General features: G+C 55.4%; 17 protein-coding genes. 10 read left to right on the top strand and 7 right to left on the bottom strand.

Annotated features, from left to right (window positions below):
- Positions 1 to 638: 638 nt before the first annotated feature.
- The 9 genes from rpmH (at position 639) to L2Y28_RS22555 (ending at position 8,158) form a co-directional block, all read left to right on the top strand.
- Positions 639 to 779, top strand: coding sequence for a 50S ribosomal protein L34 (gene rpmH, locus L2Y28_RS22595; RefSeq protein ID WP_000831330.1), 141 nt, complete (start codon positions 639 to 641; stop codon positions 777 to 779).
- Between the two features lie 16 nt (positions 780 to 795).
- Positions 796 to 1,155 carry a ribonuclease P protein component gene (gene rnpA / locus L2Y28_RS22590; RefSeq protein WP_006808764.1) on the top strand — a complete coding sequence of 120 codons (360 nt, stop codon included), beginning with the start codon at positions 796 to 798 and terminating at the stop codon, positions 1,153 to 1,155.
- The gene (gene yidD, locus L2Y28_RS22585) at positions 1,119 to 1,376 is read left to right on the top strand and encodes a membrane protein insertion efficiency factor YidD (protein ID WP_001307474.1); all 258 of its coding nucleotides are present in this window, start codon (positions 1,119 to 1,121) and stop codon (positions 1,374 to 1,376) included. Before rnpA ends, yidD begins: the two co-directional genes overlap by 37 nt.
- A gap of 2 nt (positions 1,377 to 1,378) precedes the next feature.
- Complete coding sequence (yidC, locus tag L2Y28_RS22580) at positions 1,379 to 3,022, top strand: membrane protein insertase YidC (protein ID WP_023298949.1); 1,644 nt, start codon at positions 1,379 to 1,381, stop codon at positions 3,020 to 3,022.
- 72 nt (positions 3,023 to 3,094) lie between these two features.
- The gene (gene mnmE, locus L2Y28_RS22575; protein WP_022649885.1) at positions 3,095 to 4,459 is read left to right on the top strand and encodes a tRNA uridine-5-carboxymethylaminomethyl(34) synthesis GTPase MnmE; all 1,365 of its coding nucleotides are present in this window, start codon (positions 3,095 to 3,097) and stop codon (positions 4,457 to 4,459) included.
- A 111-nt stretch (positions 4,460 to 4,570) separates the two neighbouring features.
- On the top strand, positions 4,571 to 5,746 hold the full coding sequence (locus tag L2Y28_RS22570) for an MFS transporter (protein WP_032622027.1): 1,176 nt from the start codon (positions 4,571 to 4,573) through the stop codon (positions 5,744 to 5,746).
- Positions 5,715 to 6,686 (top strand): HTH-type transcriptional regulator YidZ, encoded by a 972-nt coding sequence (gene yidZ / locus L2Y28_RS22565; protein ID WP_022649883.1) that lies wholly within the window; start codon positions 5,715 to 5,717, stop codon positions 6,684 to 6,686. The genes L2Y28_RS22570 and yidZ overlap by 32 nt, the downstream gene beginning before the upstream one ends.
- A 122-nt stretch (positions 6,687 to 6,808) precedes the next feature.
- Positions 6,809 to 7,555 carry a 4'-phosphopantetheinyl transferase superfamily protein gene (locus L2Y28_RS22560; RefSeq protein ID WP_022649882.1) on the top strand — a complete coding sequence of 249 codons (747 nt, stop codon included), beginning with the start codon at positions 6,809 to 6,811 and terminating at the stop codon, positions 7,553 to 7,555.
- Between the two features lie 36 nt (positions 7,556 to 7,591).
- Positions 7,592 to 8,158, top strand: a complete 567-nt coding sequence (locus L2Y28_RS22555; RefSeq protein WP_022649881.1) for an NADPH-dependent FMN reductase — start codon at positions 7,592 to 7,594, stop codon at positions 8,156 to 8,158.
- A 91-nt stretch (positions 8,159 to 8,249) separates the two neighbouring features.
- Here L2Y28_RS22555 and adeP read toward each other — a convergent pair whose 3' ends face one another.
- Positions 8,250 to 9,587 carry an adenine permease AdeP gene (gene adeP, locus L2Y28_RS22550; RefSeq protein ID WP_139152660.1) on the bottom strand — a complete coding sequence of 446 codons (1,338 nt, stop codon included), beginning with the start codon at positions 9,585 to 9,587 and terminating at the stop codon, positions 8,250 to 8,252.
- 165 nt (positions 9,588 to 9,752) lie between these two features.
- On the opposite strand from adeP, the gene yieH reads away from it, so the two are divergent.
- On the top strand, positions 9,753 to 10,418 hold the full coding sequence (gene yieH, locus L2Y28_RS22545) for a 6-phosphogluconate phosphatase (RefSeq protein ID WP_022649879.1): 666 nt from the start codon (positions 9,753 to 9,755) through the stop codon (positions 10,416 to 10,418).
- 85 nt (positions 10,419 to 10,503) lie between these two features.
- Here yieH and phoU read toward each other — a convergent pair whose 3' ends face one another.
- From phoU to glmS, 6 genes are all read right to left on the bottom strand, one after another.
- The gene (gene phoU / locus L2Y28_RS22540) at positions 10,504 to 11,229 is read right to left on the bottom strand and encodes a phosphate signaling complex protein PhoU (protein ID WP_003861153.1); all 726 of its coding nucleotides are present in this window, start codon (positions 11,227 to 11,229) and stop codon (positions 10,504 to 10,506) included.
- A 26-nt stretch (positions 11,230 to 11,255) separates the two neighbouring features.
- The gene (gene pstB, locus L2Y28_RS22535) at positions 11,256 to 12,029 is read right to left on the bottom strand and encodes a phosphate ABC transporter ATP-binding protein PstB (protein ID WP_003861154.1); all 774 of its coding nucleotides are present in this window, start codon (positions 12,027 to 12,029) and stop codon (positions 11,256 to 11,258) included.
- 47 nt (positions 12,030 to 12,076) lie between these two features.
- Positions 12,077 to 12,967 carry a phosphate ABC transporter permease PstA gene (gene pstA / locus L2Y28_RS22530; RefSeq protein WP_022649878.1) on the bottom strand — a complete coding sequence of 297 codons (891 nt, stop codon included), beginning with the start codon at positions 12,965 to 12,967 and terminating at the stop codon, positions 12,077 to 12,079.
- Positions 12,967 to 13,926, bottom strand: coding sequence for a phosphate ABC transporter permease PstC (pstC, locus tag L2Y28_RS22525; RefSeq protein ID WP_022649877.1), 960 nt, complete (start codon positions 13,924 to 13,926; stop codon positions 12,967 to 12,969). The genes pstA and pstC overlap by 1 nt, the downstream gene beginning before the upstream one ends.
- Positions 13,927 to 14,053: 127 nt before the next feature.
- The gene (gene pstS / locus L2Y28_RS22520; protein ID WP_022649876.1) at positions 14,054 to 15,094 is read right to left on the bottom strand and encodes a phosphate ABC transporter substrate-binding protein PstS; all 1,041 of its coding nucleotides are present in this window, start codon (positions 15,092 to 15,094) and stop codon (positions 14,054 to 14,056) included.
- 278 nt (positions 15,095 to 15,372) lie between these two features.
- Complete coding sequence (gene glmS / locus L2Y28_RS22515; RefSeq protein WP_022649875.1) at positions 15,373 to 17,202, bottom strand: glutamine--fructose-6-phosphate transaminase (isomerizing); 1,830 nt, start codon at positions 17,200 to 17,202, stop codon at positions 15,373 to 15,375.
- Between the last annotated feature and the right edge of the window lie 104 nt (positions 17,203 to 17,306).

Genomic DNA, 17,306 nt, shown 5'->3' with positions numbered 1-17,306 from the left:
GGCGGACTCCACTCGAACAATAAAAGAAAACTATTGAATATTCATGATTGTTGGCGCACATCGACATGACCCCATCAGGGTGATGTGCGAACCGCTATCTGCGGTTATACACGCTATCGTTGATACAGCCTGAACGATGTTGTGTTTATGTCCGGCCAGGATCGCTGGATCCCGATCAGGACCGCGGATCATAGCCTAAACTGAGCCAGAGATCTTCTGTTTCTCACAGATTCTTCCCGATTTATCCACAGGAAGATCCGGAATCGGGTAAGTGTAAACGATCCTGACGCGAGTGCCTCGCGATTTAGGCCGCATATTGGAAAATTTAATGAGCACAGACAATTTTGGGCTTAAATGATCTAACGAAGATCCAGGATGATCCTTGCGCTTTGTTGGCGAGCCCGTATAATCCTCGACCCGGCGCGTGATGCTCATCTTCCTGCGTCGTTCGTTGCTCATTTTCCACGCGAAATCGTGCGGAAATACGCAGGGATTTAAGGAAAGAGAATTGACTCCGGAGTGTACAATTATTACAATCCGGCCTCTTTAATCACCCACGCTGAGGCGTTAGTCGTTCGAATCTCGTTCGGGTATACGCAAAAGTCAGTGAATTTATTCAAGTTTAGGTAGAAATCGCCATGAAACGCACTTTTCAACCGTCTGTACTGAAGCGCAACCGTTCTCACGGCTTCCGTGCTCGTATGGCTACTAAAAATGGTCGTCAGGTTCTGGCACGTCGTCGTGCTAAAGGCCGCGCTCGTCTGACCGTTTCCAAGTAATAAAGCTAACCCCTGAGTGGTTAAGCTCGCATTTCCCAGGGAGTTACGTTTGTTAACTCCCACTCATTTCACTTTCGTCTTCCAGCAGCCACTACGGGCTGGCACGCCGCAAATCACCATCCTCGGCCGCCAAAATTCGCTGGGGCATCCCCGCATCGGTCTCACAGTCGCCAAGAAAAACGTTAAGCGTGCGCATGAACGCAACCGGATTAAACGTCTGACGCGTGAAAGCTTCCGTTTACGTCAGCACGAACTGCCTTCAATGGATTTCGTGGTGGTGGCTAAAAAAGGGGTTGCCGACCTCGATAACCGTGCTCTCTCGGAAGCGTTGGAAAAATTATGGCGCCGCCACTGTCGCCTGGCTCGCGGGTCCTGATAGCCCTCATTCGGGTCTATCAACGCCTGATTAGTCCGCTACTCGGGCCACATTGCCGTTTCACGCCAACATGCTCAAGCTACGGAATTGAGGCATTGCGCAGGTTTGGAGTGATAAAAGGCAGTTGGTTGACGGTGAAACGCGTATTAAAATGCCACCCTTTACACCCAGGTGGAGACGACCCCGTCCCTCCAGGACCTTTTGATACCAGAGAACACTAACGATGGATTCGCAACGCAATCTTCTTATCATCGCTTTGTTGTTCGTGTCTTTCATGATCTGGCAGGCATGGGAGCAGGATAAAAATCCTCAACCCCAGCAGCAGACCACGCAGACCACGACCACCGCAGCGGGTAGCGCCGCCGACCAGGGCGTACCGGCCAGTGGCCAGGGGAAACAGATTACGGTTAAGACCGATGTGCTTGAGCTGACTATCAACACCCGTGGTGGTGATGTTGAGCAGGCGCTGCTGTTGACCTACCCGAAAGAGCTGAAGTCTACCGAACCGTTCCAGTTACTGGAAACCACGCCTGAGTTTATCTACCAGGCACAGAGCGGCCTGACCGGTCGTGATGGCCCGGATAACCCGGCGAACGGTGCGCGTCCACTGTATAACGTCGAGAATGACACCTTTGTGCTGGCTGATGGCCAGAACGAACTGGTTATTCCGATGACCTACACCGACGCGGCAGGCAACACCTTCACCAAAACCTTCACCCTGAAACGCGGTGAATATGCGGTGAACGTGGGCTACAGCGTACAGAACACCGGTGCGAAACCGCTGGAAATCTCTACCTTTGGTCAGCTGAAGCAGTCCATCAATCTGCCGTCTCACCGTGACACCGGAAGCAGCAACTTTGCGCTGCATACCTTCCGTGGCGCGGCTTACTCCACGCCAGATACTAAGTACGAGAAATACAAATTCGACACCATTGCCGATAACGAAAACCTGAACGTCAGCTCTAAAGGCGGTTGGGTCGCAATGCTGCAACAGTATTTCGCGACGGCGTGGGTACCGAATAACGACGGTACGAACAACTTCTACACCGCGAACCTCGGCAACGGTATTGCAGCCATCGGCTACAAATCTCAGCCGGTTCTGGTGCAGCCGGGTCAAACCGGTAAGCTGGCAAGCACCCTGTGGGTCGGCCCGGAAATCCAGGATAAAATGGCTGCCGTTGCGCCGCACCTGGATCTGACCGTTGATTACGGTTGGTTGTGGTTCATCTCTCAGCCGCTGTTTAAGCTGCTGAAGTTCATCCACAGCTTCCTGGGTAACTGGGGCTTCTCCATCATCGTTATCACCTTTATCGTTCGTGGCATCATGTACCCGCTGACTAAAGCGCAGTACACCTCCATGGCGAAGATGCGTATGCTACAGCCGAAGATTCAGGCTATGCGTGAGCGTCTGGGCGATGACAAACAGCGTCAGAGCCAGGAGATGATGGCCCTGTATAAAGCAGAGAAAGTGAACCCACTGGGTGGTTGCTTCCCGCTGCTGATTCAGATGCCAATCTTCCTTGCGCTGTACTACATGCTGATGGGTTCCGTTGAGCTGCGCCACGCGCCGTTCGCCCTGTGGATCCATGACCTGTCCGCACAGGACCCGTACTACATCCTGCCGATCCTGATGGGCGTGACGATGTTCTTCATCCAGAAGATGTCTCCGACCACCGTGACTGACCCGATGCAGCAGAAGATCATGACCTTTATGCCGGTCATCTTCACCGTGTTCTTCCTGTGGTTCCCGTCAGGTCTGGTGCTGTACTATATCGTCAGCAACCTGGTGACCATCATCCAGCAGCAGCTGATTTACCGTGGTCTGGAAAAACGTGGCCTGCATAGCCGCGAAAAGAAAAAGTCCTGATTCGGTAACTTAACGCTAAAATAAGGGCGGTCGATTGACCGCCTTTTTTATTTGTATTGAACGAGAGCAACCATGAGCCATAACGACACTATCGTCGCCCAGGCAACCCCACCGGGACGCGGTGGTGTAGGCATTCTGCGCATCTCCGGCCTGAAGGCGCGTGAGGTGGCCGAAGCGGTGCTGGGTAAACTGCCAAAGCCGCGCTACGCTGATTATCTGCCATTTAAAGATGCCGACGGCACCTCGCTGGACCAGGGCATTGCGCTGTGGTTCCCCGGCCCAAACTCCTTTACTGGCGAAGACGTGCTGGAGCTTCAGGGTCACGGCGGCCCGGTGATCCTCGACCTGCTGTTGAAACGTATTCTGACCCTGCCTGGCCTGCGCATTGCGAAGCCGGGTGAGTTCTCCGAGCGTGCCTTCCTGAACGATAAGCTCGACCTGGCTCAGGCCGAAGCGATTGCCGACCTGATCGACGCCAGTTCCGAACAGGCAGCCCGCTCCGCGCTGAACTCGTTGCAAGGGGCATTTTCCGCACGCGTGAATCACCTTGTGGAAGCACTTACTCACCTGCGAATCTATGTTGAAGCGGCTATCGACTTCCCGGACGAGGAGATTGACTTCCTTTCTGACGGCAAAATCGAAGCCCAGCTCAACCAGGTGATGAACGATCTGGATGCCGTTCGCGCCGAAGCGCGCCAGGGCAGCCTGCTGCGTGAGGGCATGAAGGTGGTGATTGCTGGTCGCCCCAACGCCGGGAAATCAAGCCTGCTGAACGCTCTGGCGGGCCGTGAAGCGGCGATCGTGACCGACATAGCCGGCACCACCCGCGACGTCCTGCGCGAGCATATCCATATCGACGGCATGCCGCTGCACATCATCGACACCGCTGGCCTGCGCGATGCGAGCGATGAAGTCGAGCGTATCGGTATCGAACGCGCCTGGCAGGAGATCGAGCAGGCCGACCGCGTGCTGTTTATGGTGGACGGCACCACGACCGACGCCGTTGACCCGGCAGAAATCTGGCCAGACTTTATTGCCCGTCTCCCGGCCAAACTGCCGATCACCGTGGTGCGCAATAAGGCCGACGTTACCGGCGAAACGCTGGGCATCAGCGATGTGAATGGCCACTCACTTATTCGTCTGTCGGCCCGTACCGGGGAAGGCGTGGAAGCCCTGCGTAACCATCTCAAACAGAGCATGGGCTTCGACACCAGTATGGAGGGCGGCTTCCTGGCGCGTCGTCGTCACTTGCAGGCGCTGGAAGAGGCGGCTCGCCACCTTGAGCAGGGCAAAGCCCAGCTGATCGGCGCTTGGGCCGGCGAGCTGCTGGCGGAGGAACTGCGTCTGGCGCAGCAGAACCTGAGCGAGATCACCGGGGAGTTTACGTCGGACGATCTGCTTGGACGAATTTTCTCAAGCTTCTGTATTGGTAAGTAATTCCCGATAGAACATGGTGATTTCCTCCAGGGAAATCACCATTGTCCCAATGGCAACTCGCTTAATCCCCCCATGCCCCCTATCCTGCTTGCCTGCATCTATGGGGGATTTATGGCTCGTTTTCTGTTTTGTAGTTTCGCATTAGTTCTGCTGTATCCGTCCGGTATTGATATGTATCTGGTGGGGCTACCGCATATTGCCCGCGATCTGGGTGCCAGCGAGGCGCAACTGCACATCGCGTTTTCGGCCTACCTCGCGGGAATGGCGTCGTCGATGGTATTTGCCGGGAAAATCGCGGACAGAGCCGGCCGTCAACCCGTCGCCATTACGGGGGCGGTTATCTTTACGCTGGCATCGGTACTGTGTTCAATGGCTCAGGAAAGCACAATGTTCCTGTCAGGGCGCTTTATCCAGGGCATTGGCGCGGGCGGCTGTTACGTGGTGGCGTTCGCCATTCTGCGCGATACCTTGAGCGCCCAGCGCCGCGCCAGGGTGCTGTCGATGCTGAACGGCATTACCTGCATCATCCCGGTGCTGGCACCGGTTGTAGGCTACCTGATCATGCTGAAATTTCCATGGCAGAGCCTTTTCTGGACTATGGCCACAATGGGCGCCATCGTCTTTATACTGTCCGTGACGGTGTTGAAAGAGACCCATCCCGGTTCGCAGCAGACGCACCACGCTGCTACCATTCATCCGGCTGAAAAGCTTCTGAATCGCTTTTTCCTGAGCCGCCTGGCCATCATCACGCTCAGCGTGGCGGTGATCCTCACCTATGTAAACGTTTCCCCGGTGTTACTGATGGAGACGATAGGCTTCGATCGCGGTGAGTATTCGACGGTGATGGCGCTCAATGCGATGGTCAGCATGGCGGTTTCATTCTCGATGCCCTTTGCGCTCAATATCTTCCGCCAGCGCACGCTGATGCTCGCTTCACAGACGCTGTTTCTCGCCGCAGGCGTAATTCTGGCGACCGCCACCTCACATGCGCTGATGCTGGTGGGTATGACCCTGATCTGCGCCGGATTCTCCGGCGGCTTCGGCGTGGCGATGAGTCAGGCGCTTGGCCCGTTCTCACTGCGGGCAGGCGTGGCAAGCTCGGTGCTGGGCATTGCGCAGGTCTGCGGTTCGTCGCTGTGGATTTGGCTGGCGGCGGTGATCGGCCTTAACGCGCTGAATATGCTGATCGGGGTTCTGATTGGCTGTAGCATACTCTGCATTACCTTACTTATGGTCATCCAGCCCGCGGCGCACTATGAAGAAGCCCATCAGCAGTCTCGATCTTAATCTTTTACTTTGCCTGCAGTTGTTGTTGCAGGAGCGCAGCGTCACCAAAGCCGCGAAGCGAATGAACGTGACGCCGTCCGCAGTGAGTAAATCGCTGGCGAAGCTGCGCGACTGGTTCGACGATCCGCTGTTTGTGAAAACGCCTTTAGGGCTACTGCCCACGCCGCTAACGGTGAGTCTGGAACAGGATCTGGCCGACTGGATGCAGATTGGCAATCAAATCGTCGATAAATTCCACCATAGCTCTCCAGGCGGGCTCAAGTTTGTGCTCGCCGCCGAAACGCCGCTGATGCTGATTCGCTTTAACACCCTGCTGGAGCAGGTGAATGAGCGCTACCCACAGGCGACGGTGAAGTTGCGCCAGTGGGATTATGATTCGCTGGACGCCATTACGCGCGGAGAGGTCGATCTCGGTTTTACCGGCCGCGAAACGCACCCGCGCTCCCGCGAGCTGCTAAAGCTGATGCCGTGGTTTATTGACTACGAAATCCTGTTCAGCGACCGTCCGTGCGTCTATCTGCGAGAAGATCATCCGGCACTTCACGAAGCGTGGAACCTTGAGACGTTTCTGCGCTACCCGCATATCAGCATCTTCTGGGAGCGCAGCGATACCTGGGCGCTTGATGAAGTGCTAAAAGAGATGGGCCGGGAGCGCAACGTCGCCATGAGCCTGCCCGGCTTTGAACAGTCGATGTTTATGGCGGCTCAGCCGGACCACAACTACATTGCCACTGCGCCCTACTACTGTCATCACTACAATCAACTCCACCAGCGTAATCTGGTCTGCCTTCCCATTCCCATCGATGAGGCGCAGGCAGAAAAGCTGACCGTACCCTTCACGCTAATCTGGCATAAGCGGAACAGCCATAATCCGAAAATTATCTGGCTGCGCGAAACTATAAAAGCCCTGTATACCGCGCCAGGTCAGGTTTTTGCCTAAGATAATGTAAAGTTCGGTCCTCAGGCTTCTCTTATTTCTATTTACTGATTAAAACAGAAGCTGAGTTAAGCGATAATCATGTAACCGTTTAACCGACTACGACCATTATCAGGGAGCGAAAAATGGCTACGCACTTTGCACGAGGAACATTAACGGAAGGGCATCTCGTATCGGCCAGAATTTCTTCAGCCTGTCACAGTGAGGCGCTCAAACTACCTGAACACCGCAGGACGCGGTTTTTAGCTTCCAGAGCGCTCCTCGCAGAACTGCTTTTTATGCTGTACGGCACCAGCGAATTACCGGACATACTCACCCAGCCAGAAGGTCGCCCGGTTTTTGCGGACCCGGCACTCCCCCATTTTTCCATTGCGTATACCGGCAACATTGTTGGCGTCGCGCTGACGACTGAAGGTGATTGCGGCCTGGATATGGAGCTGCAACGCATCACGCGCAGCTTCCATGGTGCTAACGCGCTCGATGAATACCCGCTCTCCAGCAATGAAAAGCTGTGGATACGTAACCAGAACGATCCCGTTGAAGCCAGAGCGCAGCTCATCACCCTTCGCCAGAGCATCCGTAAACTGAGCGGCGCGGCATCAGACGACGCCAGCCAGTTGCAACTGCTTCCCGGCTCCGGACGCCTGCGCGCGACAAAAGCCTCGCTGGTAGAGGCGCTCAGCGACGCTGAGGACGTACTGATCTGGTCCGTTGCGGTGAGCCCCGCCATCGAACGGCTGAAAATCTGGGAGTTTGACAGTATTCGCGGTTGGCGTAGTCTTCCGGATGTACCTGAGCGCGCCAACGAGCCCGCCGCGCGCCTGATGCGATTAACCAGTTTACCGGCAGAAAAAGCATACACCCATAGCTGATCCGTCCAGGGTCATCATGATGAAACAGGAGTAATCATGTCTGATACGTTGAAAGTTGTTACGTTACTGGGAAGCCTGCGCAAAGGTTCGTTTAACGGGATGGTAGCGCGCACGCTGCCACAGCTGGCGCCTGCGGGAATGGAGATCAGCGCCCTGCCTTCTATTGGCGACATCCCGCTTTATGATGCTGACGTTCAGCAGGAAGAAGGGTTCCCGCACAGCGTGGAGGCGATAGCCGAGCAGATCCGTCAGGCTGATGGTGTAGTGATTGTAACGCCAGAATATAACTACTCGGTTCCGGGGGGTCTGAAGAACGCGATTGACTGGTTATCCCGTTTACCGGAGCAGCCGCTGTCAGGCAAACCGGTGCTGATCCAGACCAGCTCAATGGGCGCCATCGGCGGTGCGCGCTGCCAGTATCACCTGCGACAGATCCTGGTGTTCCTGGATGCGATGGTGATGAACAAGCCGGAATTTATGGGCGGCGTGATTCAGAACAAAGTCGACCCGCAGACGGGTGAAGTGGTGGATCAGAGTACGCGTGACCATCTCTCTGGTCAGCTGACTGCGTTTGGGGATTATATTAAGCGGGTTAAAACCTGATAAAAAAGCCCGGTGGCGCTAGCGCTTACCGGGCCTACACTCGTCAGTAGGTCAGGTAAGCGAAGCGCCACCTGACACCACAAACCGCACCTTAGTGCGCGTCAATAAACACAATCTTGAGCACAAACAGCAGCGCCACAATCATCACGCACGGGCTGAGTTCGCGGAAACGGCCGGTACCGATCTTCATCACACAGTACGAGATAAAGCCCAGCGCGATACCTTCGGTGATCGAGAAGCTGAACGGCATCATCACCGCGGTAATAAACGCCGGAACGGCTTCCGTCAGATCTTCCCACTTCACGCGCGCCAGGCTCGAGGTCATCAGCACGCCGACGTAGATCAGCGCGCCAGCTGCCGCGTACGGTGGCACCATCCCCGCCAGCGGAGAGAGGAAGATCACCAGCAGGAACAGCAGACCCACGACTACCGCCGTCAGGCCAGTACGGCCGCCCACGGACACGCCGGAAGAGGATTCAATGTAAGCGGTAACAGACGAGGTGCCGATGAAAGAACCCGCAACGGACGAGATGCTATCCACATACAGCGCCTGCTTCATGCGCGGGAATTTGCCTTTCTCGTCCGCCAGACCCGCTTTGTCCGTCACGCCAATCAGCGTACCGGAGGAGTCAAACAGGTTGACCAGCATGAAGGAGAAAATCACTCCGGCCAGACCCAGGTTCAGCGAGCCCGCCAGATCAACGTGACCAATCACGGTAGAAACGCTCGGTGGCGCAGAGACAATACCGCTGTAATGCACGTCACCCAGCATCCAGCCCAGCAGCGTGGTCACGATGATAGAGACCAGCACCGCAGCGTGGATGTTACGCGACGCCAGGATCGCGATAATAAAGAAGCCCAGCACGCCCAGCAGCACGCTGTGAGAGGTCAGGTTACCAATGCTCACCAGCGTTTCCGGGTTCGCCACGATTACGCCAGCGTTTTTCAGCCCCATCATGCCGATAAACAGACCGATACCGCTGGTGATGCCCACGCGCAGGCTCACGGGAATGTTCGCAATCATCCAGTAGCGCACACGGAAGATGGTCAGCAGCAGCAGGCCGACCGCGCCCCAGAAAATAGCGCCCATCCCGACCTGCCACGGCAGGCCCATCGCCTGAACCACCACGAACGCAAAGAACGCATTCAGACCCATTGCCGGGGCCAGCGCCACGGGCAGATTAGCGAAAACGCCCATCAGGATGCTGCCAAGGGCCGCGATCAGACAGGTGGTAACAAAGACGGCGCTGGTGTCCATGCCAGCCACGCCCAGAATTTGCGGGTTAACGAAAACGATATAGACCATCGTCAGGAAGGTAGTAAAACCGGCGATCACTTCGGTGCGTGCCGTTGTGCCGTGCTCGCGCAGTTTGAACACGCGCTCAAGCAGCCCCTGACCAGATGTCTGGGTAGTGTGTTGTTGACTCATCATCAATTTCCGAACAAGGAGGGAAAATTCGTCGCTATCCTATACCAAAATGCGACAATAGTGGCGGTTACGGGATACTTTTTTCATTGATTTTGCTTATACGGCAACGATTGCGTCTCGTTAAACTGTCGTACGTAAACGTTAAACTTGTTAAAAGGGAAAGGCATGTCCGGAATTGAAGCGGTATTTTTCGACTGTGACGGTACGCTGGTCGACAGTGAGGTCATTTGTTCCCGCGCGTATGTCGCCATGTTCCAGGAATTTGGCATTACGCTCGATCTCGAAGAGGTGTTTAAACGCTTTAAGGGCGTGAAGCTGTACGAGATCATCGACATCATTAACGAAGAGCACGGGGTGGATCTGGCGAAAGCGGATCTGGAACCGGTGTACCGCGCCGAGGTCGCACGCCTCTTCGACGCCGAGCTGGAAGTTATCGCCGGCGCTAACGCGCTGCTGGATGCGATGACGGTGCCGATCTGCGTGGTCTCTAACGGCCCGGTCAGCAAAATGCAGCACTCACTCGGCAAGCTGGACATGTTGCACCACTTCCCGGAAAAACTGTTCAGCGGCTACGATATCCAGCGCTGGAAGCCGGATCCGGCATTGATGTTCCACGCGGCGAAGGCGATGAACGTCAACGTGGAGAACTGCATCCTGGTGGATGACTCGTCTGCGGGCGCGCAGTCGGGGATTGATGCGGGGATGGAGGTGTTTTACTTCTGCGCCGATCCGCACAACAAGCCGATCGATCATCCAAAAGTGACGACCTTTACAGACCTGGCGCAGCTGCCGGAATTGTGGAAGGCGCGCGGGTGGGATATTACTCGCTGAAAAAACAAAGCCGGATGGCGCTAACGCTTATCCGGCCTACAAGGATCGTAGGGCGGGTAAGCAATAGCGCCACCCGCCACACACATCACTCTTTCGGATCTTTACCCGCCAGCAGCTTGTCCAGCTCGTCGCCGCCCACGTGACGGAAATCCTGTCCCTTCACGAAGTAGAAGATGTATTCGCAAATGTTCTGGCAGCGGTCGCCAATACGCTCAATTGAGCGCGCGCAGAACAGCGCGGTCAGCACGCTTGGAATGGTACGGGAATCTTCCATCATGTAGGTCATTAGCTGACGCACTATGCCTTCGTATTCCTGGTCAACTTTCTTATCTTCACGGTAGATACGGACCGCTTCGTCCAGATCCATGCGCGCGAAAGCGTCCAGCACATCGTGCAGCATCTGCACGGTGTGGCGACCGAGAGACTCCAGGCTCACCAGCAGCGGCTGGTGCTGCTGGGAGAATTTCTCCAGCGCGGTGCGGCAGATTTTATCCGCCACGTCACCAATACGCTCCAGCTCGGCGATAGTTTTGATGATCGCCATTACCAGACGCAGGTCGCTCGCGGTTGGCTGACGCTTGGCAATGATGCGCACGCACGCTTCGTCGATGGCGACTTCCATCATATTGACGTTGTGATCGCCTTCGATAACGCGCTTCGCCAGCTCGCTGTCCTGGTTGTGCATTGCCGTAATCGCATCAGAAAGCTGCTGCTCGACCATGCCGCCCATGGTCATCACCTGGGTGCGAATGCTTTCCAGCTCTGCGTTAAACTGGCCGGAAATGTGTTTATTAAGATTGAGGTTGTCCATGGTTTCTCCACATGCACTAAGGCAAATCAACCGTAGCGGCCAGTAATATAATCTTCGGTTTGTTTCTTCGCAGGACGGGTGAACAGCGCGTCCGTATCGCTGAACTCAATCAACTCGCCCAGGTACATAAACGCCGTGTGGTCAGAACAACGGGCAGCCTGCTGCATGTTGTGAGTGACGATCACCACGGTGTAATCCTGCTTCAGCTCGGTGATCAGCTCTTCGATACGCCCGGTTGAGATCGGGTCAAGGGCTGAGCACGGCTCATCCAGCAGCAAGACTTCCGGGCGAATGGCGATACCGCGCGCAATGCACAGACGCTGCTGCTGACCACCGGAGAGAGAGTACCCGCTCTGGTGAAGTTTATCTTTGGTTTCGTTCCATAATGCGGCCTTGGTCAATGCCCACTGCACGCGCTCGTCCATATCCGCACGGGAGAGCTTCTCAAACAGACGCACACCAAAGGCGATGTTGTCATAGATCGACATCGGGAACGGCGTGGGTTTCTGGAACACCATCCCCACTTTCGCACGCAGCAGGGCGATATCCTGGGTATTGGTCAGGATGTTGTCACCGTCCAGCAGAATTTCACCTTCTGCGCGCTGCTCCGGATAGAGCGAATACATTTTGTTAAAGGTGCGCAGCAGCGTGGATTTACCACAGCCAGACGGACCGATAAATGCCGTGACCTGGTTCTTCGCGATATCCAGGTTGATATTCTTCAGGGCATGGAATTTGCCGTAGTAGAAGTTCAAATCACGAACCTGAATCTTACCCGGGGCAGTATCAACCATACTCATTGACTCATTTCCTCATTCGGCGCCGCGATGTGCCGCGCCGTAAAAATTTAACCGTGTTTCTGCTTCGCGAAAATGACGCGCGCCAGAATGTTCAGCAACAGTACGCAAAGGGTGATGATCAGCACCCCGGCCCAGGCCAGCTGCTGCCATTCCGCGAATGGGCTCATCGCAAATTTAAAGATCGTCACCGGCAGGTTGGCGATCGGCTGCATCATGTCCGTACTCCAGAACTGGTTGGAGAGGGCGGTAAACAGCAGCGGTGCGGTTTCACCGGCGATACGGGCGATAGCCAGCAGGATACCGGTCATGATCCCCGAGACGGACGCTTTCAGGGTGATCGCCGAAATCATTTTCCATTTCGGCGTGCCCAGCGCGTAAGCCGCTTCACGCAGGCTGTCCGGCACCAGTTTCAGCATGTTTTCAGTGGTACGAATAACGATAGGCACCTGCAACAGCGCCAGCGCAATCACACCCGCCCAGCCGGAGAAGTGTTCCATTTGCGCCACCACGATGGTGTAAACAAACAGACCTACCACAATCGACGGGGCAGAAAGCAGAATGTCGTTAATAAAGCGGATGACTTCAGCGATCCAGGACTTGCGGCCATACTCCGCCAGATAGATACCCGCCATGATGCCCAACGGCGTACCGAAAACGGTCGCCCACAGGATCAGCAGGCCGCTGCCCGCCAGGGCGTTTGCCAGACCACCACCCGCCGTGTTTGGCGGCGGCGTCATCTCGGTGAACAGCGCCAGGGACATTCCATCAATACCACGGGTGATGGTGGACATCAGGATCCAGATCAGCCAGAACAGGCCGAACGCCATCGTGGCCATGGAAAGCGTCAGCGCAATGCGGTTTTTAATCCGGCGCTTTGACTGCATTTTACGACGAGATTCCGCAAGCTGAGCGGTGTTTTGCATGTCGAGAGTCGCCATTAGCGTGCCCCCTCGTTTTTAGCCAGACGCATAATCATCAGCTTGGAGATAGCCAGCACAATAAAGGTAATAACAAACAGGATCAGGCCTAGTTCCATCAGCGCTGCGACGTGCAGCCCGGATTCCGCTTCGGCAAATTCGTTCGCCAGCGCAGAGGTAATACTGTTCCCCGGCATGTAGAGCGACACGCTGTCGAGCTGGTAGGTGTTGCCGATGATAAAGGTCACCGCCATGGTTTCACCCAGCGCGCGGCCTAAGCCCAGCATGATGCCGCCGATCACCCCATTTTTGGTGAACGGAAGGACGATGCGCCAGATAACCTCCCAGGTGGTGCAGCCGATGCCGTAGGCCGACTCTTTCATCATCACCGGGGTTTGTTCGAAGACATCGCGCATGACCGCCGCAATGTACGGAATAATCATGATGGCGAGGATCACGCCAGCCGCCAGAATACCGATACCGAATGCCGGGCCAGAGAACAGGGCCCCCACAAACGGAACGGCGGAGAGAACATTACCCACCGGCTCCTGGAAGTACGTCGCAAACAGCGGAGCAAAGATAAACAGGCCCCACATGCCGTAAACGATACTTGGGATGGCCGCCAGCAGTTCAATGGCGATACCCAGCGGACGTCGCAGCCAGCCCGGCGCCAGCTCCGTCAGAAACAGGGCAATACCGAAGCTTACCGGCACTGCAATCAGCAGAGCGATAAAAGAGGTCACCAGCGTGCCGTAAATCGGCACCAGCGCACCGTAAATATCGTTCGGCGCATCCCACTCTTTGGTCCACAGGAAGGCGAAACCAAATTTTTGAATGCTCGGCCAGGAGGAGAAAATGAGGGACACGATAATGCCGCCCAGCAGCAATAGCACAATCAGCGCAGCCAGTTTCACCAGCGCGCTGAAAATCATGTCACCTTTTTTACCCGGAGGGTTAAATGCAGGCTTGGTTGCAGCCATAAATTACTCTTCTTTATGAGACGTCTTACGAATATGCCCGGTGGCGCTGGCGCTTACCGGGCCTACAGGATGAACCGTAGGGCGGGATCGCTGCGCGCCACCCGCCATCTTCGTCAAAAATATCCTGTTAGTACAGCGCTTTACCGCTGCTGTCTTTCACGTTGGTTTTCCATGCAGCACGGATCTGCTCAACCACGCTGTCTGGCAGGCTGGCGTAATCCAGGTCATTCGCCTGTTTGCCGCCGTTTTTGTATGCCCAGTCGAAGAACTTCAGCACTTCAGCACCCTGCTCAGGCTTCTTCTGCTCTTTGTGGACCAGAATGAAGGTGGTAGACGTGATAGGCCATGCATCGTCGCCTTTCTGGTTGGTCAGGTCCTGAGCGAAGGATTTGCTCCAGTCAGCGCCTTTTGCGGCGTTAGCGAAGTTCTCTTCGGTCGGGCTAACCGGTTTGCCGTCAGCAGAAACCAGTTTGGTGTAAGCCAGGTTGTTCTGCTTCGCGTAAGCGTACTCTACATAGCCGATAGAGCCAGGCAGACGCTGTACGAAGGCAGCGATACCGTCGTTGCCTTTACCGCCCAGACCGGTTGGCCAGTTAACGGTAGAGCCGGAACCGACTTTAGATTTCCACTCTTCGTTCACTTTCGCCAGGTAGCTGGTGAACACGAAAGAGGTACCAGAGCCGTCAGCACGACGAACCACCGCGATATTCTGCGAAGGCAGCTTAACGCCCGGGTTCAGTTTCGTGATGGCTTCGTCATCCCATTTTTTGATTTTGCCCAGATAGATATCACCCAGGGTTTTGCCGTCCAGCACCAGCTCGCCTGATTTCAGGCCAGGAATGTTAACAGCCAGCACAACGCCGCCGATCACGGTCGGGAACTGGAACAGGCCTTCCTGATTCAGTTTCTCATCAGACAGCGGAGCGTCGGATGCGCCGAAATCAACGGTATTCGCGGTAATTTGTTTTACGCCACCGGAGGAGCCGATACCCTGATAGTTGACCTTGTTACCGGTCTCTTTCTGGTAGGTATCCGCCCATTTGGCATACACCGGCGCAGGGAAGGTTGCACCAGCGCCAGTCAGGCTTGCTGCTGCGAAAGCAGAGAAAGCGCTCAGAGATAAGGTCGCGGCGACAACAGTTGCGACAGTGGTACGCATAACTTTCATAATGTCTCCTGCAAGGATTTCGTAAATCATTGTTTAAGTGGCTACGATGAGCAAAATAGGACAAACAGGTGACAGATAAATGTACGAAATATGACAGTTTTATGACAAAGAAAATTTCACTTAAAATTAAGCAAAAATCCATAAATAAATCATAAACTTAATGATTATTATGACAGCTTGTTTTCAGTAATATTTTCTTTATGTGACACTGATAAAATAGCTGAAAATGACGGATTGTCATAAAAAAAGGCTCCACCGGATGGCGGAGCCTGGAAGGATTATTCTACGGTAACGGACTTCGCCAGATTTCGCGGCTGGTCAACGTCGGTGCCTTTGATCAGCGCGACGTGGTAAGCCAGCAGTTGCAGCGGTACGGTGTAGAAGATCGGCGCAATCACCTCTTCCACATGCGGCATCTCGATGATGTGCATGTTGTCGCTGCTGGCAAAACCGGCATCTTTATCCGCAAAGACGTACAGTACACCACCACGGGCGCGCACCTCTTCGATGTTAGATTTCAGTTTTTCCAGCAGTTCGTTGTTCGGTGCCACCACGATAACCGGCATATCCGCGTCGATCAGCGCCAGCGGACCGTGTTTCAGCTCGCCTGCCGCGTAGGCTTCCGCGTGGATGTAGGAGATCTCTTTCAGCTTCAGCGCGCCTTCCAGCGCGATAGGGTACTGATCGCCACGACCCAGGAACAGAGCGTGGTGCTTATCAGAGAAATCTTCAGCCAGCGCCTCAATGCGTTTGTCCTGAGACAGCATCTGCTCGATACGGCTCGGCAGCGCCTGGAGACCGTGAACGATATCATGCTCAACGGAAGCATCTTCGCCTTTCAGGCGCGCCAGCTTCGCCACCAGCATCAGCAGAACGGTCAACTGAGTGGTAAACGCTTTGGTGGAGGCGACGCCGATTTCGGTGCCCGCTTTAGTCATCAGCGCCAGATCGGATTCACGCACCAGCGAGGAGCCCGGTACGTTACAGATGGCCAGCGAACCCAGGTAACCCAACTCTTTAGACAGACGCAGCGCCGCCAGGGTATCGGCCGTTTCTCCAGACTGGGAAAGAGTGATCATCAGGCTGTTACGGCGCACAGCGGATTTACGATAGCGGAACTCAGATGCGATTTCGACGTCACACGGCACGCCCGCCAGGGATTCAAACCAGTAGCGAGAGACCATACCGGAGTTGTAAGAGGTACCGCAGGCCACGATCTGAATGTGCTCGACTTTGCTCAGCATTTCGTTGGCATTGGCGCCCAGCTCGCTCAGATCCACTTCACCATGGCTGATGCGCCCGGTCAGGGTGTTTTTAATGGCGTTTGGCTGTTCGTAGATCTCTTTCTGCATGTAGTGACGATAAGCACCTTTGTCGCCCGCGTCGTATTGCAGGTTTGATTCGATTTCCTGGCGCTTAACCTGCTCGCCTTTCGTGTCGAATACGGTCACGCTGCGACGTGTCACCTCGGCAATGTCGCCCTCTTCCAGGAAGATAAAGCGACGGGTAACCGGCAGCAGCGCCAGCTGGTCGGAAGCGATAAAGTTTTCACCCATGCCAAGACCAATCACCATCGGACTACCGGAACGCGCGGCCAGCAGCGTGGACGGGTCGCGGGAATCCATGATCACCGTACCGTAAGCACCACGCAGCTGAGGGATAGCGCGCAGCACCGCATCACGCAGTGTACCGCCCTTTGCCAGCTCCCAGTGCACCAGGTGAGCAATCACTTCGGTGTCGGTTTCAGAGACGAAGGTATAGCCGCGCGCTTTCAGTTCTTCACGCAGCGGTTCGTGGTTTTCGATAATGCCGTTATGCACGACCACGATGTGTTCAGACACATGCGGGTGTGCGTTGCCTTCAGATGGCTCACCGTGGGTCGCCCAGCGGGTATGCGCAATACCGGTGCCACCGTGCAGCGGATGTTCCTCCGCCGCCTGGGCCAGCATCTGCACTTTACCGAGACGACGCAGACGGGTCATATGACCTTCTGCATCGACGACAGCCAGACCGGCTGAGTCATAACCACGGTATTCCAGACGACGTAAACCTTCGAGAAGGATTTCAGCAATATCACGCTGCGCAACTGCGCCAACAATTCCACACATAGTTAGATTTCCTGATTATGGCGTTATGCCATGCGTTGTCGCTGACCTGTATTTGCCCTTTCCGGGCCCCCCGAGCCTTGTAGAGAGTGGGGTTATTTTTATGG

Origin of the sequence: Enterobacter sp. JH25 (assembly GCF_021725435.1) — a bacterium.
GTDB classification, from domain to species: Bacteria; Pseudomonadota; Gammaproteobacteria; order Enterobacterales; family Enterobacteriaceae; genus Enterobacter; species Enterobacter intestinihominis.
The sequence above is the reverse complement of the archived record's forward strand: the minus strand, read 5'-3'. Positions and strand labels throughout refer to the sequence as shown.